A 21,471-nucleotide genomic window follows, 5' to 3' on the forward strand; every position below is an offset into this window, starting at 1 on the left:
GATGTGCGCTCAGGAGTTCGGCGGCAGGATCGGGGGCGCGAACACATCCTCCAACGGCGTCGGCCCGTTGTACCGACGGCACTGACAACCGACCCACTCGCGCAGACCGTGCACGCCCTTCCGGCGGATCTCGGCGTGACACTTCCCCGTCTCGCGGTCGTGCAACGCCAGATCGTGCCCGCAGCCGCAACGCGCGGTAAGCACCTTCTCCCCCGACCGGGCTCGCCGCCGCCCGATCCGACCGCACACGAAGCCGACACCGACCAGCGCGGCACCGACCGCAAGGCTCAGGGGATCCATACTTGAAGTATATGTATACGCATAGCCGCAGTCATTCGAAACGGCCGCTCCAGCCAGACCTGCGGTCCACTACCGTCCATAAGCTCGGGGAATCGCCGGTAGCGATCTAGACCAACGCACCGTCTGTGTCACGAAAATACCTCGGCCGCAAAGGCTTCGATGAGCCGCGCGAGTCGGCGTGGTGCGAAGTCGTTGGCATTGTGCGCCTGCCCGGCCATGAGGATCTTCCGCGCGTTCGGCATGACATCGCACAGGGCGTCGATCCGTTCGCCGAGGTGGGCTGGGCTGCGATCGCCGCCGAGCAGCACCGTCGGCAGCTCGATCGCGGCATAGCAGTCCAGCCGCCGGCCGAGGGAGTCGATTGCCGCGACGTCATCGAGTTGGCGCGGCACATATGCCCGCAGTTGCGGCACCGCGGCGACCACGATCCGAAACATTGTCCTCGCAACTCGTCCCGCCTCGAATACGTCACGTTCGAAGATCGCGATTGCTTTTCCGGGCTTTCCAGCGGCGGCCGCGGCTCGCGCCGCACGCAGCGCGGGACCGCCCAACGGTTCGTCGATCACCACCGGCGGTTCGTAGACGAACAGCCCCGCGAACAACGCGGGCGCGGCAGCGGCGGCTTCCAAGGCGATCACACCACCCGACGAGTGGCCGCAGAGCAGAACTGGCTCCCCGACAGTGCGTGCCAGCGTCAGCACGTCACCGACTTCTTCGGTGATGGTGACCGGCTCGGCCCGCACCAGGTCGAGGCGATACTGGCGGCGATGCAGCCGGAGCACCCGGTAGCGGTGCGTCAGCGGCCGGACCACGCGAGCCCACGCCGAGCTGTCTCCCATACCGCCGTGCACGATCAGAATGACCGGACCACGACCCTCGTCGACAAACTTCATGTCCATACCCACGACTATCGGTAGTGGACAGACTCCCGTCTTGAATGAATGTTCCCCTCCTCCGCCAGCTCGGCCGGGGTTCGGCCGGCGAACAAGACGGTCTCGCGGTGCAGATGCGACTGGTCGGCGTACCCGCAGCGGGCGGCGACCTCGGCCGCCGCCACTCCCGCGCCGAGCGCTGTCACGGCACGATCGAACCGGGCCAGCATCGCGGCCCGCTTCGGCGTGACGCCGATCTGGGCGGTGAACCTGGACCACAACCGTTTCCGACTCCACCCGCACATCTGGGCCAGCTCACCGACGCGCACCCGGCCATGGCTGGCCAGGATGCGCTCCCAACTCGCCACCACCTCGGGTGCGGGTCGATACGAAAAGCGTTGCATCACGAACGCTTCGGTCAGCATGAACCGCTCTTCCCAGGTCGCGGTGACCAGCTGCTCGCGCAGCCTGCGCACCGCCTCGCCGAACAATGCATCGGGCGCCGTAGCCGAAGAAACCACCGTGCCCAACAACGCATACGCCTGCACCGGGGAGAGCCGTAGCTCCACGCAATCCACCCGCGGGCTGCGGATCCTGACCGCACCGGGAAACAAGCCCGTCACCACCCCGCCCGCGACCCACCGGTCCGAACCCGTGTCGATATCCAGCCCGTCACCAAGGTCGACAACCATCACACAAGACCTGCCGGGAACTACCCGCATGTCCAGCCCCGCACGGCCACGATCGCGATACCCGGCGATGTCGATACCGCTCCGGCTGTCGGCATGCCGCGCGATGTCCCAGCCTCCATCGAGACCGCTGTCGAACAGGATCGGATCCACCCCGCCGAGCGTATCGCGGCACCAGGACCGTTCGTCGCCGAGTTCCCGGTCAGGGCTCGTCGGCGACGATGATGCCGAGGGCGCTTGCGAAACTCGGTGCCAGGTCCATCAATTGCAAGGGCGTGATGGTCGCGCCGCGCAGCCCGTCGAGTCCCTCGGCGACGCCGATTCGGGTTGCCCCGCGCAGGTCGACCTTGCGCATCCGGGTCTTGTTCAGCGCGAGGTCGGTCAGCACAGTTCCCGGAAAGCTCACCGTATTCAGATCGGCGTCGCCGAAATCGGTGTGGCGCAGTACGCAGTCGGCGAAGGTGACCTCGCGGAGTTTCGCGCCGCGGAAGTTGACCGAGTCGAATTTGCAGCCCTCGAATCGGACTCGACGCAGCACCGCGCCGCCCGCGTCGACGCCAGAGAGCGCGCCCTCGACGAATTCGGCGTCCTGCCAGGAACTATCGGCGAGCTCGGTGCCGACGAACGCGACGGCACGCAACCAGACGTCGGCGAACCGGCCGTAGCGGAAACTGCCCCGGGTGATGGTCAGCGAGCTGAACGCGGACTGTTCGAAGCGCACGTGCTCGGCGGCGGGGCGCTCGAGCTGCCGGTCCTCGACGTGCACGCAGTCGTAGTCGCCCTCGCGCTCCGGTTCACCCTCGAACGGCCTCAGGTATCGCGCGAACGGCAGATCCGCCAGCTCACGTGCCACGCCCCACCTCCCAACCTCGGTCGACAACGTCGGTCCTGTCTATCAGCACCCACCGACACGACCCCGGTCAGCGCAGCGTGCGCAGCCAGCGGCGGGTGTCGGCGGGGTCGATGACGTCGTCCAGTTCCAGCACGGTCGCCGCGGTGAGCGCTTTGCCGTTGGCGTAGGCGAGTCGCACGAGGTTGTCGAAGGCGGTCTGCCGTTCGGCGGGGTCGTCGATGACGGCCAGTTCCTTGGCGAAGCCGAGCCGCACCGCGCCTTCCAGGCCCATGCCGCCGATCTCGCCTGTCGGCCAAGCGATCACGAACCGTGGCGCGCGGAACGAGCCCGCCGCCATCGCCTGCGCGCCGAGGCCGTAGCCCTTGCGCAGGATCACCGTGCCCCACGGCACCGACAGTCCGGCGGCCTCGATGAACAGGCGGCTGAACTTGGTCACCGTCGCGTGCGTCTCGGCCTCCGGTCCGACCATGAAACCCGGTGTGTCGCACAGGGATACGATCGGCAGTCGGTGCGCGTCGCAGAGCCGGAGGAACGCGGCGAGTTTGTCGGCGGCGGGCGCGTCGATGGCGCCGCCGAGGTGGTGGCAGTCGTTGGCGATCAGGCCGAAGGGCCTGCCCTCGACCCGAACAAGGGCGGTCACGATGCCGACACCCCAGTCCGCCCGTAGCTCCAGTACGGAGTCGACGTCCGCGACCGCCGCGATGGCAGCGCGAATGTCGAAGGCGCGCAATCGATTCTCGGGCACCACGTGGCGCGCCAGCCGGGGATCGGGCGCCGTCCATTCGACGGTCTCGCCTTGGAAGTAGCCGAGATAGCGGCGCGCGAGGGCGACGGCTTCGGCTTCGTCGGCCGCGACCAGGTGCACCACGCCATTGCGGCGCTGAACCTCGATCGGCCCGATGTCCTCCGGCGCGTACACACCGAGACCGCCGCCTTCGATCATCGCGGGCCCGCCCATGCCGATGTTCGCGTCGGGGGTGGCGATCACGACGTCGCACATGCCGAGCAGCGCGGCGTTGCCCGCGAAGCAGCGGCCGGAGACGATGCCGATCAGCGGCACCCGACCGGACAGCGCGCCCATCGCGCGGAAGGTGGTGACATCCAGGCCCGAGATGCCCGGGTAATCGGTGTCGCCCGGCCGCCCGCCGCCGCCTTCGGTGAAGAAGACGACCGGAAGTCGTTGCTCGCGAGCGAGTTCCAGCATGCGGTCGGTCTTGGCGTGATTGCGCATGCCCTGGGTGCCCGCGAGGACCGTGTAGTCGTAGGACAGGACGACCGCGCGGCTCGCGTCCGCGCCGAAGCGATCGGCGTTGATCGTGGCCACGCCGGTGATCAGGCCGTCGGCGGGGGTGTTGGCGATGAGGTCCTCGGGGCTGCGGCGCAGCCGTTGGGCGGCGACCGCGAGCGCTCCGTACTCGACGAAGCTGTCCGCGTCGACCAGATCGGCGATGTTCTCGCGGGCGGTGCGCCTGCCGAGCCGGTGGCGTTTGGCGACGGCCTCGGGCCGGGCGGCGTCCAGACCGACGCGGTGACGTTCCTGAACCTCGGCGAGATCGGCGCGGATCGCGTCCAGGTCGACGGCGGTGACGTCGGCGGTTTCGCCGTCGTGCTCGGCGGCGGCCCAGACCAGCAGCGCGGTGTGCGGGTCGACCGTGTCGCCGGGCGCGACAAGGTGCCGCAGCACGCGCAGGGCCCGCTCCGCGCGCAGCACGTGCTGCATCTTCATGGCCTCAAGCACGGCCACCTCGTCGCCCGGCGCGACGACGGAGCCCGGCTCGACCACGCTCACGACCGTGCCGCCCATCGGTGCCAGCAGCGCGATCTCCCCGTCGAGCAACGGATCGGCGACGCGCGTGGCCGAATCCTCGATCGTCGTGTCGACCACGGGCAGCGCGGTCGCGAGATCCGCTGCGCGAGCGGCGAATTCAGCGACACGCTGCTCGAACCAGGAGGTGCTGACCGTGCGCCCGTCGGCGAGCTCGTCGAGCGCCGCGCGCAGCACTGTCGCGTTGGTGTCCACGCCTGCGACCACGGTCTCGGCGAGCGCGTCGGCGCACCGACGCAGCGCGGCCGGATAGGTACCGGCGCGCGCGATCACCTTGGCCAGCAACGAATCGAAGTGCACGCCGTGCCGCATACCCGCGTACAGGCCGGTGTCGACCCGCACGCCGACGCCGGTCGGCGCGGCGAACCGCGCGACGGTGCCGGAGGCGGGCAGCACTTCCCCACCGGCCGTGACGATTTCGGCGTTCACCCGAGCCTGGACCGCGTAGCCGCGCGGTGCGGGATCGGGCAGTGCGAGGTCGGTGAGCGACGCGCCGCGGGCCAGCTCGAACTGGATCGCGACCAGGTCGATACCCGTGACCTCCTCGGTGACGGTGTGCTCCACCTGAAGTCGCGGATTCACCTCGAGGAACCAGTAGTGCGCTCCGCTGACCAGGAATTCGACGGTGATCACGCCGCGACAGCGCACCGATTCGGCGAGCGCGACGGCGTCGGCGTGCAGCCGCTCACGCAGTGCGGCGTCGAGTCCGGGAGCCGGCGCGATCTCGATCAGTTTCTGGTGGCGGCGCTGCACGCTGCAATCACGGTCGCCGACCGCCACCGCCGCGGTGCCGTCCGCGACGACCTGCACTTCGATGTGCCTTGCCTCCGGAACCAGCGCCTCGGCGTAGACCGTGTCGTCGCCGAAACCAGCCCGCGCCTCGGCCCGGCAGTGCTCGTAGGCGGCGGCCACCTCGCCGGGGTCGCGCACCACCCGCATGCCGCGTCCGCCACCACCGGCCGCGGCCTTGACCATGACGCCCTCCGGATAGCGGGCGAGCAACTCGGCGATCTCCGCGACACCGGACCCGGCGGGCGTAGCAGGCAGCACGCGTACGCCCGCTCGTTCGGCCGCCGCCCGCGCCGCGGTCTTGTCGCCGAAGATACGCAGCACCTCCGGCGCCGGCCCGACGAACACCAGCTCCGCCGCGGCGCAAGCGGCCGCCAAATCGGCGCTCTCGCTGAGGAATCCGTATCCGGGGTGGACGAGCGCTCCGGTGTCGGCCTTCCGCGCCGCGGCGACGATGCCCGCCACGTCGAGGTAGGCGGCCGCGCCGTGACCGGGTAACGCCACCGCGTCGTCGGCCAGGCGCACGTGCATGGCCTCGCGTTCGTCCTCCGTGTACACCGCGAGCGTGGAGTATCCGTGCTCGCGCGCGGTCCGCAGGACTCGAACCGCGATTTCTCCTCTGTTGGCCACGACGACGCGCATGCCGCCCAGTGTCGTTGACATTGACGTCAACGTCAATGACCATGGTGCCGTGACCTCCTCCGCCTGGTCGGTTCGCGCCGCACGCGAACGCTCGCACACCGACCGCCACCGCGACCTGCTCGACGCCGCCGCCAGGGTCTTCGCCGCGCGCGGCTACGCCGAGACCACCGTCGCGGCCATCACCGCCGAGGCCGGTGTCGCGCGCGCCACGCTGTACGTGTACTTCGCGTCGAAAGAGGAGATCTTCCAGGCTCTTGCCGCCAGGGTGCGCGACGATTTCCTCGCCGCGCAGGAGCCGGGCCTCATCGGCGACGATCCGCGAAAGACGTTGCGCGCCACCATCGAAGCCTTCGCCGCCGCGGCCCGCGACGCCGGTCCGCTGCTGCGGATGATCGAGGAGCGCGGCGCCATCGAGCCGGCTCTGGCCGGTCTGGCGACCGAGATCGCCGAGCGTCCGATCCGTCGCTTCGCCCGGTGGATCGAGCGCCAGCGGCAGGCCGCGACGGTCGCACCGGTCGCCGAGCCGCGCGTGGTCGCGGAGACGATCGGCTACGCGCTGGCCAGCGGGGCACTGGCACGTCGTGACACGGACGCGGCCGCGTGGGGGAAGTACCTGCGCGGCATGCAGACGGTGGCGGAGACGCTGCTCGGCATGAGCTCCGCAGCGGCTCCCCGGTCCTGAAGTCGGCCGCCGGTTCCCCTGCCACCGGGGCGGGTGCTCAGCTCACGGCCCGCCGCACGAGCTCGCCGATCTTCTTCTCGTCGGCGGCGGTCAGCTTCGTCAGCGCGAAAGCCGTCGGCCACAGGGTGCCGTCGTCGAGGTTCGCCGAGTCGTTGAAGCCGAGCGTCGCGTACCGCGCCTTGAACTTCTCCGCGCTCTGGAAGAAGCACACGACCTTGCCGTCCTTGGCGTACGCGGGCATGCCGTACCAGAGTTTCGGCGCGAGCTCCGGTGCGTCGGCCTTGACGATGGCGTGGATCCGTTCGGCGAGAACGCGATCGGCGTCCGCCATGTCGGCGATCTTGGCGAGCACGTCCTGCTCCCCGTCGGCCTTGGTGGCGCGCGAGCCGCGGCGGGCGGCCGTCTTCAGCTCCTGGGCGTGCTCTTTCATCGCGGCACGTTCTTCGTCGGAGAACCCGACCGCGGTCTTGCTCTTGGTGGCGGTGCGGGTGGTGGTCTTCTGGGCGGTCATTGTCGGCTCCTTGGTTCGGGTGTTGATGGGGGGTCGGGGGCGCTCAGCTGTCCTGAAGCAGCCCGAGGACGTTGCCGTCGAGGTCGGTGACGGTGGCCACCAGGCGACCGGCACCGACGTCGCGCACGGGCTCCTTGACCGTGGCGCCGGCGGCGGTGACTTCGGCCAGCTTCGCCTCGATGTCGGGCACGTGCCAGTACGCCACCGGGGCGGTCATGTTCTGCGGTCCACCGCCGGGCACCAGTCCGATGTGCTGGCCCTCGACTTCGAAGCCGACGTAGTAGGTTCCGTCGGTCTGCGGCTCGATGCCGAGCAGCGCGGCGTACATCTTCTTGGCCGCCGCCAAGTCGGAAACGGGATGCAGGACGGTCTTGATTCCCGCGGTCATGATCACTCCTGATGTGGTCGAGATCGTCTCGGATGCGGAACCGGAGGGCACTTGCGCCGTTTCGGCCGTTCCTCCGATGTCCATGACAATTACGGTAGGCACGGCGCGGGGCCCCGACATCCGTGCCGACCACGGAACGCACCACTGAACGTGCCCGTAGCTTTGCCCGTGCGACCCCGGGGTCGAGACCCGTACGGGAAAATGGCGAGGTGTCGAAGCAGAAGGTTGCCGTCGGGATCTCCGACCGGGAGGCCGAGGTCCTGAGTCTTGTCGGGCAACATCGCAGCAATGCGGAGATCGCCGCCCAGTTGTTCATCTCGGTGCGCACCGTGGAGACCCACGTGTCCTCGCTGCTGCGCAAGGTCGGTGTCCCCGACCGGCGGGCGCTCGCCGCCCGCTCGGCCGAACTCGCCACGGCGGAGCGGACGAGCGAGCCGATCGTCGCCCTACCCTCGCCCTTGACGTCGTTCGTCGGTCGCGCCAGGGAACGCGGCGCACTGCGCGAAGCCGTGCGAGCGCACCGCCACGTGACGGCCCTCGGTCCCGGCGGGATCGGCAAGACCCGGTTGGCGTTGGCGGCCGCCGCCGACCTGGCAGGCGACTTCGCGGACGGCGTTTGGTTCGTCGACCTCGTGCCGGTCACTGATCCGGCGATGATCGGCTCCGCGGTGGCCGTCGCCCTCGGCCTCGGCGAGAACCAGGGTCGCAGCCTCGACGACTCGGTGCGGTCCGCGCTGGCCGATCGCCATACCCTGCTCGTGCTCGACAATTGCGAGCACCTCCTCGACGGCGCGGTGCCGTTCATCGAGCGACTGCTCGCGCGCTGCCCGCGGGTGACCGTCTTGGCCACCAGCCGGTCTCGGCTGATGGTGCCCTTCGAGCACGTCTACGCGGTGCCTCCACTGTCACTCGACGGCGACCGCGACAACGACGCCATCGCGCTGTTTCTGGAACGCGCCTCCGCCTTGGGCTGGTCGGTGGATCCGGAGCAACGCGAGCGGGTCGCCGAGGTCTGCGAGCGGCTCGACGGGCTGGCTCTGGCTATCGAACTCGCCGCCGCCCGGCTGCCCACGCTCGGTCTCGACGGTCTCACCGCGAGCCTGGCCGACCCGCTGCGGCTCCTCGTCGGCGGACGTCGCGCCGACGACCGGCATCGGTCCGTGCGCGCCATGCTCGACTGGAGCCAGGCGTTGCTCACCGACTCGGACCGATGCCTGCTGCGCCGCGTCGCGGTCCTGGTCGCGCCGTTCACCGCCGCCGACGCCGCGGTGGTGGCCGGTCATCCGCCGCTGGCCCCGGATGCGGTGGCGGACGGGTTGGCTCGCCTCGCCGAGCAGAGCCTGCTGACCACCGTGGTGTCCTCGGCGGGCACCCGCTATCGGGCGTTGGAGACGATTCGCCAGTACGAGACCGAGCAACTCGTCGCGACCGGCGAACTCGCCGAAGTGCTTGCCCGCCACTTGCATTGGTGTTCGAAGAGCGCCGCCGACCTGGCCGCGGAACTACCCGAGGCGACCGGCGGGTGGCGCACCAGGTTCGACGCGGCGGTCGACGATATCCGGGCGGCGCTGGCCTGGGCCGCGGAACAGCGCGGTCACCGCGCCGAGGCGCACGAGCTGGCCTTGCTCCTGGCCCAGCTGACATTCGCCAGGAATCTGGTCGGCGAGTCCCAACAGCGCTACGAACAGGCGGCCGCGCTCACCGACGACCCGGCGGCAGCGGCCGCGGCACTGCGGAACGCCGCCGCGGTGGCCGGATGTCGCATGCGCGGCGAGGACATGTTCCGCCTCTATCGCGCCGCCGCCGACACCGGCACCGGCGACCCGGCCGCGGCCGCGCGCGACTTGGCCACGGCCGCGATCACCGTCTATCGGATGACCGACACATTCACCCAGCCGCCACCGCCGGGTGCGGCCGCGATGCTGTTGGCCGAGGCACGTGAGCTGGCGGGTGCGGATCCGGCCGCGCAGGCCGCGATAGCGCTGGCCGAGTGCGGGGTACTCGCCGACGCCATCGATCCGGATCAGGGTGGGCTCGGCGCACCCGAGGCGATCGCGCTCGCCGAGCGAGCTGTCGACCTGGCGTTTCGGACCGGCGATCCGCTGGCGCAGAGCGCGGCGCTCGACGCACTCGCCGCTGCCCAGTGCTGGGCGGGCGATACCTTCGCGACCGCGGCGACGGCCCTTCGACGAGTCGAGCTGCTCGCGTCGGTGCCGGTGACGTCGGCCTGCGCGCTCGAGCGGGTCAACGCGCTCGCCGAGGCGGCCGAAACCTGCGTCGGGGTGGGCGATTTGGCGGGCGCCCTGCGGTGGGGTGAGCAGCTCCGCGACCTGCCGCTGCTGGCCGAACGCGGTGACTTCGCCACGTCCCGGCTGCTGGTCGCGGACGCGCTTGCGGGCAATGTCGCCGACGTGCTCGCGGGCAGCGGGCGGTTCCTCGACGCGTGGGAGCTCTCCGGACGCCTGCCCGCGCCCCACCTCGCCACGGCGGCGGCCGCGGTAGCGCTGGTCCACGGTTTGCGCGGTGACGACACGGCGCGAGCCGAGTGGCTGGCCACCGTCGACGCGCTCGGTGTGACGCGCGAGCACAAGGCCGCCTACAGCGCCGTGTTCGACGCGATCGTCCTGCTGCACCACGGACAAGCCGACCGGGCCTTGGCCGGGCTGGCAGCGGACCCGGACGAGATGGACGAGCGAGTCGTCTGGGTATGGCGCCATTGGTATCTCGCACTGCGCGCCGAGGCCGCGGTGCTCTCCGGTCATCCGGACGCCCGCGACCACCTCGCCACGGCGCGCACCTCGGTGGCAGGCAACCCGATCGCCGACGCGATCGTCGACCGGGCCGCAGCCCTGCTCGACAACGAGCCCGACCGCCTACTCGCCACCGCGGCCGCCTTCGAAGCAGCCCGCTGCCCCTACCAGCAGGCCCGAACTCTCGCGCTCGTCGGCGGCGACTCCGCCGAGGTCGGCACGACCGTTCTCGCGGACCTCGGCATTACCTTTCCCGCGCCTTGAGGGCTGACAAACCGCCATGAGCGCCTCCGCATAGCAGCGGCACATGCCCTCGACGACTTCAGCCCGCCGACGTATCGGCGGGCTGAAGATCGACCGGTGTCGCCGAGATCAGGCGGTGCGGCTGTCGAGCAGTGCGACGGGCCGGTCGGCGGCGGCGCTGAAGGTCAGTACGCCGTCCTCGAGCGGCGCCTTGCGCAGCAGGGCGCGGTCGCGGAAGTAGTTGTTGACGACCTGCCACGGCCCGTTGGTGCCCTGGCGCGGCATCACCGCGTCGCCGCGCTTGATGTAGCCGGAGGTCAGCGCGCCGCCCATCACCGAATCGACGCCGCGGTCGCCCTCCTTGGCCACCGCGACGAACTTGGTCAGGCCGTTGGACTTCAGGTGGTTGAGCAGGCGGCAGAAGTACTCGGCGGCGAGATCGGCCTTGAGCGTCCACGAGGCGTTGGTGTAGCCGAGCACCATCATGGCGTTGGGCACGCCGTCGAGCAGGGCGCCCTTGTAGACGACACGGTCGCGGGTCGCCACCGGTTCGCCGTCGATCTCCAGCGACGCGCCGCCGAGCATCTGCACGGTGAGGCCGGTCGCGCTGATCACGATGTCGGCCTCGAGCTCCTCGCCGGAGGCCAGCCGGATGCCGGTCTCGGTGAAGGTGTCGATGCGGTCGGTGGCGATCGAGGCCTTGCCGCTGCGCAGCACCTTGAACAGGTCGCCGTTGGGCACCACGCACAGGCGCTGGTCCCACGGGTTGTAGGACGGCGTGAAATGGCGCATGTCCAGATCAGCGCCGACCTGGAGCCGGACCGCGGCGAGCAGCAGCTTCTTCGCCGCCGCCGGATTGGTGCGGGACAACTGGAAGCTGGCGCGCTGCAAGGCGATGTTGCGCGCCCGGCCGATCCGGTAGGCCAGTTTGGCGGGCACCTTGGCCGCCTTCATACCGACCGCGACCGGGTCGTCGGCGGGCAACGCGGTGATGTAGGTGGGCGAGCGCTGCAGCATGGTCACGTGCGCGGCGTCGTCGGCCATAGCGGGGATGAGGGTGATCGCGGTCGCGCCGCTGCCGATGACGACCACACGCTTGCCGCGGTAGTCCAGGTCCTCGGGCCAGTGCTGCGGGTGCACGAGCTGCCCGCGGAAGTTCTCCTCGCCGGGGAACTCGGGGCGGTAGCCCTTGTCGTAGTCGTAGTAACCGGTGCAGCCGACCAGGAAGTTGCTTGTCCACTCCTCGGTCTTGCCGGTCTGCTCGTCGAGCGCGGTCACCGTCCACAGCTCGGTCTCGCTGGACCAGCGCGCGACGGTCACCTTGCGGCCGAACCGGATGTGCTCGGTGACGCCGTACTCGGCGGCGGTGTCCTCGACGTACTGGCGGATGTGCGGGCCGTCGGCGAGCACCTTGGTGCCGTGCCAGGGACGGAAGCCGTAGCCGAAGGTGTACATGTCCGAGTCGGAGCGAATGCCGGGGTACTTGAACAGGTCCCAGGTCCCGCCGATGGCGCTGCGCCGTTCCAGGATCGCGTAGCTGCGTCCGGTCCGCTCGCGGGTCAGGTGGCAGGCCACGCCGATTCCGGACAGGCCAGCGCCGATGATCAGTACGTCGACATGCCGCGTCATTGGGGTACTCGTTTCGTCTGGTCTCGCACCCGGGCGCCGTCGTCCGAGCGTGGTAATCGAGGGTACATGTTATTCAAAGTAACGTCTAGAACGCCAATCGGCCGGTGCGTGCGGTCGCTGCCGATATGCATTGCCTGCAAACCCCCGGTTATCGATGCCGCGACGGCACCCCCGAGAATGGATCCTCGGCTCGGGCCCACGAAGGCCGAGCCGAAGATCCCTATCTCGTACTGGGACGGGTGAACCGCGTCCCGAGAGGAAGCCGATGACCAGCGCAGAACAACGGTGGCGCCGCCGCACGCCCGACGACGCGAGCCTGCCCGGCGCCGACTCGTCGCTGAAACGCAGCCTCGGGCGGGTCGACCTGACCGCCATGGGTGTGGGCACCATCGTCGGCGCGGGCATCTTCGTCATCACCGGCGTGGCGGCCGCGGAGAAGGCGGGACCGTCGATCGTGCTGTCCTTCGGACTGGCCGGTCTGGTCTGCGTGCTCGTCGCACTCTGCTACAGCGAGCTCGCCGCGATGGTCCCGGTCTCGGGCAGCGCCTACACCTACACCTACGCCACCCTCGGCGAAGGACCGGCGTTCCTGGTGGGCTGGAACCTGCTGCTGGAATTCGTCATCGCGGGCGCGGCCGTGGCGATCGGGTGGTCCGGCACCACGGTGTCGGCGCTCGATTCGATGTTCGGCATCACGATCCCGCACGCCCTCACCGCGGGGCCCGGCGAGGGCGGTGTGGTGAACCTGCCCGCGGTGCTGATCATCGCCGCCATCGTGGCCGTGCTGGTCGGCGAGGTGACGCTGACCGCGCGCATCACCAAGGCGCTCGTCGGGGTGACCATCGGTGTGCTCGTGCTGGTGATCGCCGTCGGCGCCCCGCACGTCGACCCGGGCAACTGGGCGCCGCTCGCCCCGTTCGGCTGGAGCGGCATCATCGGCGGCGCGGCGATCGCGTTCTTCGCCTTCCTCGGTTTCGACGTGGTCGCCGCCTCCGCCGAGGAGGCGCGCAACCCCAAGCGCGACGTGCCCTTCGCCATCATCGGCACGGTGCTCATCGCGACGGTGCTCTACGCGCTCGTCAGCGCCGTGCTCACCGGCGTCGCCCCGTTCCCGACGCTCAACAACGGCGCACCGATCGCCACCGCGTTCGGCGCGCTGAACATCGGCTGGATCGGCAACGTCATCATCGTCGCGTCGATCATCGCGCTCACCAAGGGTCTGCTGCTCGTCGTGTACGCGCAGGTGCGGCTGAGTTTCGCGATGTGCCGCGACGGCCTGCTCCCCCGCCGCCTCGCCGCCACCGGCCGCCGCTCGACACCGGTGCGGCTGACGCTGGTGCTCGGCGCGGGCTGCGCCGCCATCGCCGGGTTGCTGACCATCGACATCGTGGTCGAACTGGTGAACATCGGCGCGCTGTCGGCGTTCGCGGTGGTGTGCGTCGGGGTGCTGGTGCTGCGCAAGCTGGAGCCGAACCGGGAGCGTCCTTTCCGCACCCCGCTCGTTCCGCTGGTGCCGATTCTCGCGCTGATGGGCTGTGCGCTGATGGCGTTCACCCTGGACGAGCTGACCTGGGTGCGGTTCGCGGTCTGGGTGGCGATCGGTGTCGCGGTCTACCTCGGCTACGGACGCAAGCACTCGACCTTCGCGGCGACCCGCGTCCCCGTCGCGCCGAGAAGTTAGCCGCGGCCGCCAGGCCGCACCCAGCGCAGCAGTGCGTCCACCGTCGTTTCCGGCGAGGTGTTGAAACACAGCCGGATGCCGGGCGACGCCTCGGTGAGGACGTTCACGATGCGCTCGAACAGCAGCGTCTGCTCGGGCAGCATCCGCACCCCGCCGCCGATCATCGCAAGCCCGTAGTCGGCCTCCGCCAACCTGTCTTTGATCAGCTCCTCGGCCGCGGCGGGATCGACCGGAACCGAGCACGACACGACGTCGAAGCCCGAATCCCGCAACATCGCCGTCCCCGCCTCGACCCGCGCGCTCAACTCGGCCTCGTCCAGACCGGGGTGTTTGCCGTAGTCGAGCTGGCTCGGATGCAGGCCGATGGAAAGGATCTTGGTATCGGAACCGAGGGTCATGGCGTCCACACTGCCAGCGCTCACTGAATCACGCAGATCGACAGGCGCTGCCGTTCTGCACTCGATGCAGGATCACCCTGCCGCACGGCCGTTTTCATGTCTCGGCATCGAGTGCAACCGGAGTTCCACGTGAATCACGCGGGTTTACAACGGGACTCGCCGATCCTGCCATCGGCGGTCTCGTCTCCGACGAGCTAAGCGCCCACGACCTCGCGCGGCGAATCTGTCACGGACGCAAAGGGAGACGACCCGCACCGCTACGACAGCTGGATCGGGTCGACTGCCCTCTGGCTACTGTTGATCCGCATGGCACACAACGAGTTCGAGATCACCGCGGAGTTGGTGCGGGAGCTGCTGCGTGACCAGCACCCGGATCTGGCCGAGCTGCCGGTGCGGCTCGGCGCGCGTGGCTGGCACAACCAGCTGTGGCGGCTCGGCGACGACCTCGCCGTCCGGTTACCCTGGGCGACCGAGTCCGCGGACACGCTGCTGCGTAAGGAGCACACCTGGGTGCCCTCCCTCGCCCCGCGCCTTCCTCTGCCGGTTCCAGTGCCGAAGCGCTTCGGTGCACCCTCCGAACGGTTTCCGCGGCCCTGGATCGTCACCACCTGGGCGCCGGGGGAACCTGCCGACCGCAGGCCGGTCACGCGCGGGGCGGAGGCGGCCACGACCCTGGCTGCCTTCCTGACGGCACTTCACCAACCAGCCCCCGAACAAGCGCCCACCGGACGAGGCCGTGGCGGGCGGCTGGCCGACTACACCGAGGGGTTCGCCGAGCAGCTTGCCGCGGCCACCGAGTCGGGTCTGATCCCCGACCCGGACGCCGTCCGCGCGGTCTGGGAAGACGCCGCCGCCGCACCCGAATGGGCCGGTCCGACGCTATGGCTGCACGGGGATCTGCACCCGGCGAACGTCCTCACCGCGGACGGCGCGATCTGCGGCGTGATCGACTTCGGCGACCTGTTCGCGGGCGATCCGGCTTTCGACCTCGCCGCCGCCTGGATTCTGTTGCCGGACGGCGCCGCCGAAGACTTCCATGCCGCCTACCGGCCGGCCCCGGACGCCGCCACCCTGCGCCGCGCCCGGGGGTGGGCGGTGCTGCGCGCCCTCGCCGGCATCTTCATCGGAGACGCCGGTGTCCACGGCCGCCCGGGCGGCAAGCCAACCTGGGGCCCGCCCGGCCATGCCGCACTGCGACGCCTCATCGCAACGAGCCATCGATGATCTACCCAAGTCGGTGTCCGGTTCCCCTTCCGGGACAGCGGCCGGTTCAGAGCGGGAGTCCTGGTATGTGGTTCCGAAACTCCCTCGCTCGTTACAGCGCCGGGATGTGGCCGGGTGCGGTGTCGGCGAACAGTTCGGGGGCGGTGGCGCGGACTTTGCCGAGGGCTTTGCGGGTGCGGGCGGAGTCGACGGTGTGCAGGATCGGCAGGGCGGGTCGCCACAGGTTGGTGGCGTCGGTGTGGTTGCCGAGTTTCCACCGCAGGAGCCCGGTTTCGGCGGCGGTGAGCGCCCAGACGCGGGCGTGGGTGGCCGGGTTCCAGATGCTGGTGCCCAGGGTGTAGTAGCGCTCGGCGTTGGTGAGGTCGCCGAGGGCGAGGAAGGTTTTCGCGGTTTGGTCGACGACGGTGGCCTTGTTGGGGCACCACATCGACACCCAGCGGGGTTGTTCGCTGGTCATGTCCGGGTTGATGGCCGACTCGGCGGCGCGTAGCGCGGCGAGGGCGGCGGGTTTGTTGCTGGTTTCGGCGTGGGTGCGTGCGACGGCGACGGTGAGCAGCGCGTTGGCGTCGGGTCCGAGTTTCCCGGCGGCGCGCGACAGGGCGGCCTCGGCGAGGTCCGTGCTGAATCGCGGTTGGGCGATGTCGGTGCCTTGCAGGGCGAGGATGCGCAGTATCCACAAGTCTTGGCCGGGGGTCTGGGCGTGTTCGGCCAGTCGGAGCGCGGCGAGGAAGTAGCGTTGCCCGACGCCGTCGGCGCCGGCGTCGTGAGCCTTGAACCCCGCCAAGTAGGCCAGCTCGGCGGCGGCCGAGAATGCGTGTGCGCGAACGTCTTCGGTGGCGAAGCGAGAGCGCAGCAGGGCGGCGATGTCGGTGGAGAGGAATTCGGCCACCGCGGTGCGGCCCATCCCGCCGCCGCGGGCTTCGTCGAATTTCAGGAACGCGTCGGTGATCGTGCGCACGGCGTCGACGTCGGCGGCACCGACCACACGGGCCTCGGTGACAGTGGCGATGCGCGCGGTTGCCTCGACGGGTAGGGCGAGGGCGGTGGCGGACAGGGCCGCGGAGTAGGCGGCCTTGCGCAGGAACGAGCGGCGGTTCACGTCAGCCTTTCCGAGGGCGGTCAGGGAGGTGACGGATCGAACTCAGCGAGTTCCTGGCCGGGTCCGGGCTGGCGACTCAGCATCATCTGTGCGCGCCGAGTTTCTCCGGGCAGGCCCGCGCCCACTACCCGCAGCTCGCGCTGCGCGAGTACGAATTCCATGGCGTCCAAGACCTTGTCGACGCCCATCACCAGCGACTGGCCGAGGCGGGGCTGTATCTGACGTTCAATTCGATCTGGCCGGCGACGGGCGCCCGGCCGTTGGCGATCAACCCGTCGCGGACGATGACCTTGCAGCAGCTGTCCGAGCAGGTCAAGGACACGCTTTGCAATATCCGTCCCAACGGGGAGTTCCGTTTGCAGGCCGCTACCTGGGGCCGGGAGATGGTCGGCAACGCCGCGCTCGGCTCGGTCCACGCGCAACCGGCCGCCGCTCTGCTGGCTCGCGCGGAATCCCTGCTGGCGGGCGGAACAGCTCGGCAGCTCCCGCGAGATATCGAGGCCCAGCACAAGTTTCAGCTCGGCGCTGCCGCGGACCGGTCGACCACCGAGCAGCTGATCGGCCGCACCGGCAGCCCCGCCCCGGAGGTGGATCTGATTGCGATCGGCAGTGTCGACCGGCATTGGATACTGGACAACCCCGTCGAAACCGCCGCTGTCGCCGCCCAGCTCAGCTCCCGCCCGGGTGAGCACCGGACGGTGACCCATCCCAGCGGCACGGTGCTGGTGTTCGACCGCACCCGCTCGCTGGTGACCTTGCTGCGCCCGACCGAGTGGGAACAGGTCGCAGCCAGCTCCGAGACAGCGCAGGTGATGTCATGACCACCGCCACCCCGCACGAGGAGGCGCAGCAGCTTCTCTACTGCGATGACGGACTCGCGGTCCTGGTCACCGAAGCGCTCGAGTACGCGCCGGCCGACCCGGCGATGCGAGCGGCGCTGGCTTGCCATCTGGCCGCGCCGCACACTCCGGCGGCGGTGCTCGCCGCGAATTCCGGGGTGGACCTGGCGGCGGTGATGCAGGTCTACCACCTCGCCCGCACGAGCCCCCAGGTGCGGCGGCTGGTCGGGTCGTCGTATTACCCGCATCGGTTGCGGTGGGAATTCGCCGCGGCCACGGTCGCCGAATGGCAGCGCCGCCCCGATATCCCGCGACGGATTCTCGCGCGCGAGCCGGTGCTGGCCGAGACGATGGAGATCCACCCCACGCGCGGCACCTGCAACTACCGGTGCCGGATGTGCCTGTGGTCTGACCAATCCGAACTCACCTACGCCACACGCCAACTCGACACCGGCGGCCTCATGACCGCCGCCGATTGGTGCCGCGTGATCGGCGAACTGGCCGACGCCGGGGTGCGTCGGCTGGTCGTCTCCGGCGGTGGCGAGGCCCTGATCAACCCGGACCTTCCAGCCATCCTCGACCACGCCGCCGATCTCGGGTTCGAAATCCACGTCTACACCACCGGTTTCAGTATTCGCCCCGGCGGTGCGCTGTTCGCGGCGCTGCTGCGCTGTCACCGCATCCGGTTCTCCATCCACTCACCCGACCCGGCCACCTACGACCGCGTCGCGGGGACCAGACCTCGCCAGCGGGCGTTGGACAGGGTCAGCGACAACCTCGCCGCGCTGCTGCCCGCGGCGACCTGCCCGCGGTGGGCATCGGCATGGTGATCCAGCCGGACAACTACACCCAGGTCGGGGCCATGGCCGACTTCGCCGAAACCCTCGGCGCGGACCGGCTGGACCTGCGCAAGGACGAGGTCGATGTCACCGCCGGACTCGACCCGGCCGGCCTGGCGGTCGTCCGCGCTCAGTTGCGGGCCCTGCGCGCTCGTCCCTGGATTCAGACCCGGATCGACATCGGTGACGAGCTGATCGCGCTAGCCAACGGGGTGACCCCGGACCGGTCGCGCACCCAGGAATGCCGGGGCCGCTGGTTCCGGCCGACGATCGGCGCGTTCGGGCACCTGACGCCCTGCGATTTGAAGGCCGAACTGCGGTTCGCGGCCACCGGCTACGACCTGGGCAACGTCAAACGCTCCCGCATTCTCGACGTGGTCGCCACCACGGCTGGGCGACCGATCGCCGACGACTGCGCCCAATGCATGCCCAGTTCCCGCACCGGCAACGCCATCGTCGGCAAGCTCCTCGACGATCTACAGGCAGGTGTCGGACTGGCCGAACAGCCCTTCGATTAGCGGGTCTTCGTCCGCTCACGCAGCGCGGTCGCCGCCACGGCGACCGCGCCGCGCACGATCAGCCCGGCCGCGACCAGCGGCGCGAACACGATCCACGGGCTGCCCTGGTGGTAGTCGCAGTAGAACCGCAGGGCACTGCGGTGGTGGGTGCGGACCTTTCGGTAAGGCGCGGACCGCATGCTGCCGCCCTCGCGGTGGCGAATCTCCACGCTCGGGTCCAGCACCACCCGGTAACCGGCGCGGTGCATGTCCAGCGCCATCTTGGTTTCCTCGAAGTAGAGGAAGTAGCGGTCATCGAACCCGCCGACGGCGTCGAACGCCGTGCGGCGGAACAGCATGCAGCACCCTGAAATCCAATCCACATCCGATACCTCGGTGACCGGGGTGCCGAAGTAGCGGCGCGTGGCCGGGTTGCCCGGCCACACCCCGCCCAGCAGGGCGTGCGCGATACCGACCGCCAGCGAAGGGAAGCGCCGACCGCTCGGATAGGGGGTGCCGTCCAGGCGCGCGATCCGCGGCCCGATCATGCCGATCCGCTCGTCCGCCTTCGCCGTCTCGACCAGTGCCGCGATCGAGCCCGCCGTGAGCTGGGTGTCGGGGTTGGCGACGAGAATCCATTCCGCGCTCGTCGCGGCGGCAGCCTGATTGATCGCCGCCGCGAGCCCGACGTTGCGGGCGTTGCGGATGACACGGCCGCCGAACTCTTCGACAATCTCGGCGCTGCGGTCGGTGGAGACGTTGTCGACACCGATCACATCGACCGCGTACGGCTCCACCGCGGCCGTAAGCGTCTCCAGGAATCCGGGCAAATCCTCGGCACTCTGGTAGGTCACCAGGGCCAAGCCGACGGTCTTGTCATCCGTGCTGGGCATGACGGGGAACCTACCACCGGTCGACGGCCTCCACGCCACCGATCACAGCACCGACCATAAGGTCTGTCACCGGGCGATGTGCTCCCGGCCGACCAGCAGACGCACCAACTCCTCAGCCGCGAACACCGGCGTTGCCACGAAACCCGACCTCCACCACGCCGATCAACCTCCTCGACAGCCAAGCAAAGCGCCAATCACGCTGCCCCGCAGCCCGAACCGTCCATCGCCGCTGGTCAAGTCACTTCGTTGCTTTTCGTGCGATTGCTACCGGAACCCCGGCCCGGCCATGCCGCACTGCGACGCCTCATCGCAACGAGCCATCGATGATCGATCGTTCGCGGAGGGAGCGGATCACCGTTGGTCGGTCGGCTTCGTCGGCGGACGTGTCGCACAGCGGCGACGATGACTGACCGGCCTCAGCGCGTATACCGATGCTTGACGCCCACCGGGAAATAGTCCGGATCTCCCGTGGGTCGTAGCTCCACGTGCGGCGTCTGACGCTCGGCCGGTACGTAGTTCGCGTATTCGCTGTTGTGTGTCAGCAGCTCGTCTCGAACGGCATGGGCCACGAGGCGGGTTCGCTCGGTCGTGTTCGGTTCGTCGGGGCCGAGTTCGACTGTGATGCGCAGCAAACGGTTGCGGTCGGCGTCCTCCCAGGCCTCGAGCACGAACTTGCCGGTGACCCAGTCGCTGATCTCCGCGCGCTCCAAACCGAGCGACACCGTCTCGGGATAGACATTGGCCCCGAACACCGACACCGCGTGGATGGAGCGGCCGAAGACGAAGACGAAGGGCAGGTCCGGGCCGGTCTCCTCGTCCGGTTCGAAACCGTGCGCCCGGCAGAACTCCACCATGCGCTCGTGCGGGATGACACCGCCGTCGTCGGCGAGGTGGTAGCGGATCAGCGGCACACCGGAGTCGGCGGTGAACACCAATGTGCCGTCGACGGTTTCGAAGAAGCGGTCGGCCGGGTTGTACTGCATCAGCGTCGGCAGCCGCTGACCGCCGAACAACTTGCGCGCCGCCGCAGGATGCTCGGCGAGGAACCGCCGGATTCGCACGCTGAGCGGGGTCTCGTTGCCGAGCACGCCGCCGTCGGCCGTGCCGTAGAGCGCGGCGACATCGTGCACCGGATCCAGACCAGCCCGCTTGCCCATGAGATCCCGCCACTGCTCGCTGAACACCTCCCCCGCGCACACCAGTTTCACCGCGTAGCGCGACCAGTCGACGCCCTCGCGCAACCCCGTGTCGATGACGTCCTTGAGGAAGGGCGGATACCCGAACAGCACCACCTGGTCGAAGTGCGAGCCGAGTTCCGGTACCACGCGCAGGATCTCGGCCTTGTTGTTGCCGGGGGCGACGATCGTCATGGCCAGTTCGGCGGCCAGCCCGCGCAGGCAGGACAGTGTGTAGAGGCCGCCGACCCAGGTGCCGAGCGGGAAGCACACCACGGCGAGGGTGCGCCGATGCGCAGCGTCGAAGCCGTGCACGAGGACTTGTTCGAAGCGGCGGGTCGCGGCCGCTTCGTCGGCGGCGGAGCGCGGCCAGAAGGTCGGTGCGCCCGTCGAACCGGACGACACCGCGATCAGATCGCAGGCCCCGAGATCACCGTCGCGGCAGCGCTGCGGCAGCGAATAGCGTTGGTGGTAGTTCTCTTTCGTGACGAGCGGCAGTCGCGCGAATCCCGTGCCGTCGACGACCGAGGCCGCGTCGACGCCGTGGCTGTCGAGGAAGGCGCGGTAGGCGGGCACGGTCGCCGCCGTCCGCTGGAACAACGCCACGAGCCGCTGCTGCAGATCCGAATCCATCTCCGAGGTGGCCCTTCCGC

At 69.7% G+C, this 21,471-nt stretch carries 20 protein-coding genes; 7 read left to right on the top strand and 13 right to left on the bottom strand.

What is annotated here, in order from left to right:
- Nucleotides 1-9: 9 nt before the first annotated feature.
- The 5 genes from NAM01S_RS00620 to NAM01S_RS00640 all read right to left on the bottom strand — a co-directional run bounded on the left by NAM01S_RS00620 (nt 10) and on the right by NAM01S_RS00640 (nt 5,970).
- Nucleotides 10-300 (bottom strand): hypothetical protein, encoded by a 291-nt coding sequence (locus tag NAM01S_RS00620; RefSeq protein WP_067778029.1) that lies wholly within the window; start codon nt 298-300, stop codon nt 10-12.
- A 128-nt stretch (nt 301-428) separates the two neighbouring features.
- Nucleotides 429-1,199, bottom strand: a complete 771-nt coding sequence (locus NAM01S_RS00625; RefSeq protein WP_067778030.1) for an alpha/beta fold hydrolase — start codon at nt 1,197-1,199, stop codon at nt 429-431.
- A gap of 8 nt (nt 1,200-1,207) precedes the next feature.
- Nucleotides 1,208-2,014: a helix-turn-helix domain-containing protein gene (locus NAM01S_RS00630; protein WP_067778031.1), complete on the bottom strand. Its 807-nt coding sequence runs from the start codon at nt 2,012-2,014 to the stop codon at nt 1,208-1,210.
- Nucleotides 2,015-2,063: 49 nt separating this feature from the next.
- Entirely contained in the window at nt 2,064-2,714 is a 651-nt protein-coding gene (locus NAM01S_RS00635) for a pentapeptide repeat-containing protein (protein WP_067778032.1), read from the bottom strand.
- A 67-nt stretch (nt 2,715-2,781) separates the two neighbouring features.
- On the bottom strand, nt 2,782-5,970 hold the full coding sequence (locus NAM01S_RS00640; protein ID WP_067778033.1) for an acetyl-CoA carboxylase family protein: 3,189 nt from the start codon (nt 5,968-5,970) through the stop codon (nt 2,782-2,784).
- A 49-nt stretch (nt 5,971-6,019) separates the two neighbouring features.
- Here NAM01S_RS00640 and NAM01S_RS00645 point away from each other — a divergent pair, with 49 nt between their 5' ends.
- Entirely contained in the window at nt 6,020-6,652 is a 633-nt protein-coding gene (locus NAM01S_RS00645; protein WP_067778034.1) for a TetR/AcrR family transcriptional regulator, read from the top strand.
- Between the two features lie 37 nt (nt 6,653-6,689).
- Here NAM01S_RS00645 and NAM01S_RS00650 read toward each other — a convergent pair whose 3' ends face one another.
- The gene (locus tag NAM01S_RS00650) at nt 6,690-7,163 is read right to left on the bottom strand and encodes an iron chaperone (RefSeq protein WP_067778035.1); all 474 of its coding nucleotides are present in this window, start codon (nt 7,161-7,163) and stop codon (nt 6,690-6,692) included.
- Nucleotides 7,164-7,206: 43 nt separating this feature from the next.
- Nucleotides 7,207-7,551, bottom strand: a complete 345-nt coding sequence (locus tag NAM01S_RS00655) for a VOC family protein (RefSeq protein ID WP_067778314.1) — start codon at nt 7,549-7,551, stop codon at nt 7,207-7,209.
- A gap of 209 nt (nt 7,552-7,760) precedes the next feature.
- Between NAM01S_RS00655 and NAM01S_RS00660 the strand changes: the two genes are divergently transcribed.
- Nucleotides 7,761-10,565, top strand: a complete 2,805-nt coding sequence (locus tag NAM01S_RS00660; RefSeq protein ID WP_067778036.1) for an ATP-binding protein — start codon at nt 7,761-7,763, stop codon at nt 10,563-10,565.
- Nucleotides 10,566-10,673: 108 nt separating this feature from the next.
- On the opposite strand, the gene NAM01S_RS00665 is transcribed toward NAM01S_RS00660, so the two are convergent.
- Entirely contained in the window at nt 10,674-12,173 is a 1,500-nt protein-coding gene (locus tag NAM01S_RS00665) for a flavin-containing monooxygenase (RefSeq protein ID WP_067778037.1), read from the bottom strand.
- A 265-nt stretch (nt 12,174-12,438) separates the two neighbouring features.
- On the opposite strand from NAM01S_RS00665, the gene NAM01S_RS00670 reads away from it, so the two are divergent.
- Entirely contained in the window at nt 12,439-13,854 is a 1,416-nt protein-coding gene (locus NAM01S_RS00670; RefSeq protein ID WP_084482231.1) for an amino acid permease, read from the top strand.
- On the opposite strand, the gene NAM01S_RS00675 is transcribed toward NAM01S_RS00670, so the two are convergent.
- Nucleotides 13,851-14,252, bottom strand: coding sequence for a hypothetical protein (locus NAM01S_RS00675; RefSeq protein WP_067778316.1), 402 nt, complete (start codon nt 14,250-14,252; stop codon nt 13,851-13,853). The genes NAM01S_RS00670 and NAM01S_RS00675 overlap by 4 nt on opposite strands.
- Nucleotides 14,253-14,558: 306 nt before the next feature.
- On the opposite strand from NAM01S_RS00675, the gene NAM01S_RS00680 reads away from it, so the two are divergent.
- Nucleotides 14,559-15,476, top strand: coding sequence for an aminoglycoside phosphotransferase family protein (locus NAM01S_RS00680; RefSeq protein ID WP_067778038.1), 918 nt, complete (start codon nt 14,559-14,561; stop codon nt 15,474-15,476).
- Nucleotides 15,477-15,567: 91 nt separating this feature from the next.
- Here the strand turns inward: NAM01S_RS00680 and NAM01S_RS00685 are convergent, their stop codons facing one another.
- Together NAM01S_RS00685 and NAM01S_RS34655 are read right to left on the bottom strand one after the other, a co-directional pair.
- Complete coding sequence (locus NAM01S_RS00685; protein ID WP_067778039.1) at nt 15,568-16,575, bottom strand: NsdA family TPR-like regulatory protein; 1,008 nt, start codon at nt 16,573-16,575, stop codon at nt 15,568-15,570.
- A 20-nt stretch (nt 16,576-16,595) separates the two neighbouring features.
- A complete protein-coding gene (locus NAM01S_RS34655; RefSeq protein WP_157107530.1) occupies nt 16,596-16,763 on the bottom strand; it encodes a hypothetical protein in 168 nt (55 codons plus the stop codon).
- Between the two features lie 96 nt (nt 16,764-16,859).
- Here NAM01S_RS34655 and NAM01S_RS00690 point away from each other — a divergent pair, with 96 nt between their 5' ends.
- From NAM01S_RS00690 to NAM01S_RS00700, 3 genes are read left to right on the top strand one after another with little or no spacing between them, the layout of a single operon-like run.
- Nucleotides 16,860-17,396, top strand: coding sequence for a hypothetical protein (locus tag NAM01S_RS00690; protein WP_157107531.1), 537 nt, complete (start codon nt 16,860-16,862; stop codon nt 17,394-17,396).
- Entirely contained in the window at nt 17,393-18,244 is an 852-nt protein-coding gene (locus NAM01S_RS00695; protein ID WP_067778041.1) for a radical SAM protein, read from the top strand. The genes NAM01S_RS00690 and NAM01S_RS00695 overlap by 4 nt, the downstream gene beginning before the upstream one ends.
- On the top strand, nt 18,238-18,771 hold the full coding sequence (locus NAM01S_RS00700; RefSeq protein ID WP_218018312.1) for a hypothetical protein: 534 nt from the start codon (nt 18,238-18,240) through the stop codon (nt 18,769-18,771). The genes NAM01S_RS00695 and NAM01S_RS00700 overlap by 7 nt, the downstream gene beginning before the upstream one ends.
- Here the strand turns inward: NAM01S_RS00700 and NAM01S_RS00705 are convergent.
- Both NAM01S_RS00705 and NAM01S_RS00710 read right to left on the bottom strand, forming a co-directional pair.
- The gene (locus tag NAM01S_RS00705) at nt 18,768-19,643 is read right to left on the bottom strand and encodes a glycosyltransferase family 2 protein (RefSeq protein WP_067778043.1); all 876 of its coding nucleotides are present in this window, start codon (nt 19,641-19,643) and stop codon (nt 18,768-18,770) included. The genes NAM01S_RS00700 and NAM01S_RS00705 overlap by 4 nt on opposite strands.
- A gap of 416 nt (nt 19,644-20,059) precedes the next feature.
- A complete protein-coding gene (locus NAM01S_RS00710) occupies nt 20,060-21,451 on the bottom strand; it encodes a phenylacetate--CoA ligase family protein (protein WP_157107532.1) in 1,392 nt (463 codons plus the stop codon).
- Between the last annotated feature and the right edge of the window lie 20 nt (nt 21,452-21,471).

It is taken from the genome of Nocardia amikacinitolerans NBRC 108937, from assembly GCF_001612615.1.
Lineage (GTDB): Bacteria > Actinomycetota > Actinomycetes > Mycobacteriales > Mycobacteriaceae > Nocardia > Nocardia amikacinitolerans.

Bases quoted from the DNA above. Each gene is read 5' to 3' on its own strand.
- NAM01S_RS00675 (WP_067778316.1), bottom strand. From the start codon at position 14,252: ATGACCCTCGGTTCCGATACCAAGATCCTTTCCATCGGCCTGCATCCG.
- NAM01S_RS00690 (WP_157107531.1), top strand. From the start codon at position 16,860: ATGACCTTGCAGCAGCTGTCCGAGCAGGTCAAGGACACGCTTTGCAAT.
- NAM01S_RS00625 (WP_067778030.1), bottom strand. From the start codon at position 1,199: ATGGACATGAAGTTTGTCGACGAGGGTCGTGGTCCGGTCATTCTGATC.
- NAM01S_RS00665 (WP_067778037.1), bottom strand. From the start codon at position 12,173: ATGACGCGGCATGTCGACGTACTGATCATCGGCGCTGGCCTGTCCGGA.
- NAM01S_RS00705 (WP_067778043.1), bottom strand. From the start codon at position 19,643: ATGCCCAGCACGGATGACAAGACCGTCGGCTTGGCCCTGGTGACCTAC.
- NAM01S_RS00655 (WP_067778314.1), bottom strand. From the start codon at position 7,551: ATGACCGCGGGAATCAAGACCGTCCTGCATCCCGTTTCCGACTTGGCG.
- NAM01S_RS00670 (WP_084482231.1), top strand. From the start codon at position 12,439: ATGACCAGCGCAGAACAACGGTGGCGCCGCCGCACGCCCGACGACGCG.
- NAM01S_RS00680 (WP_067778038.1), top strand. From the start codon at position 14,559: ATGGCACACAACGAGTTCGAGATCACCGCGGAGTTGGTGCGGGAGCTG.
- NAM01S_RS00710 (WP_157107532.1), bottom strand. From the start codon at position 21,451: ATGGATTCGGATCTGCAGCAGCGGCTCGTGGCGTTGTTCCAGCGGACG.
- NAM01S_RS00620 (WP_067778029.1), bottom strand. From the start codon at position 300: ATGGATCCCCTGAGCCTTGCGGTCGGTGCCGCGCTGGTCGGTGTCGGC.
- NAM01S_RS00700 (WP_218018312.1), top strand. From the start codon at position 18,238: ATGGTGATCCAGCCGGACAACTACACCCAGGTCGGGGCCATGGCCGAC.
- NAM01S_RS00650 (WP_067778035.1), bottom strand. From the start codon at position 7,163: ATGACCGCCCAGAAGACCACCACCCGCACCGCCACCAAGAGCAAGACC.
- NAM01S_RS34655 (WP_157107530.1), bottom strand. From the start codon at position 16,763: ATGGGCGTCGACAAGGTCTTGGACGCCATGGAATTCGTACTCGCGCAG.
- NAM01S_RS00640 (WP_067778033.1), bottom strand. From the start codon at position 5,970: ATGCGCGTCGTCGTGGCCAACAGAGGAGAAATCGCGGTTCGAGTCCTG.
- NAM01S_RS00695 (WP_067778041.1), top strand. From the start codon at position 17,393: ATGACCACCGCCACCCCGCACGAGGAGGCGCAGCAGCTTCTCTACTGC.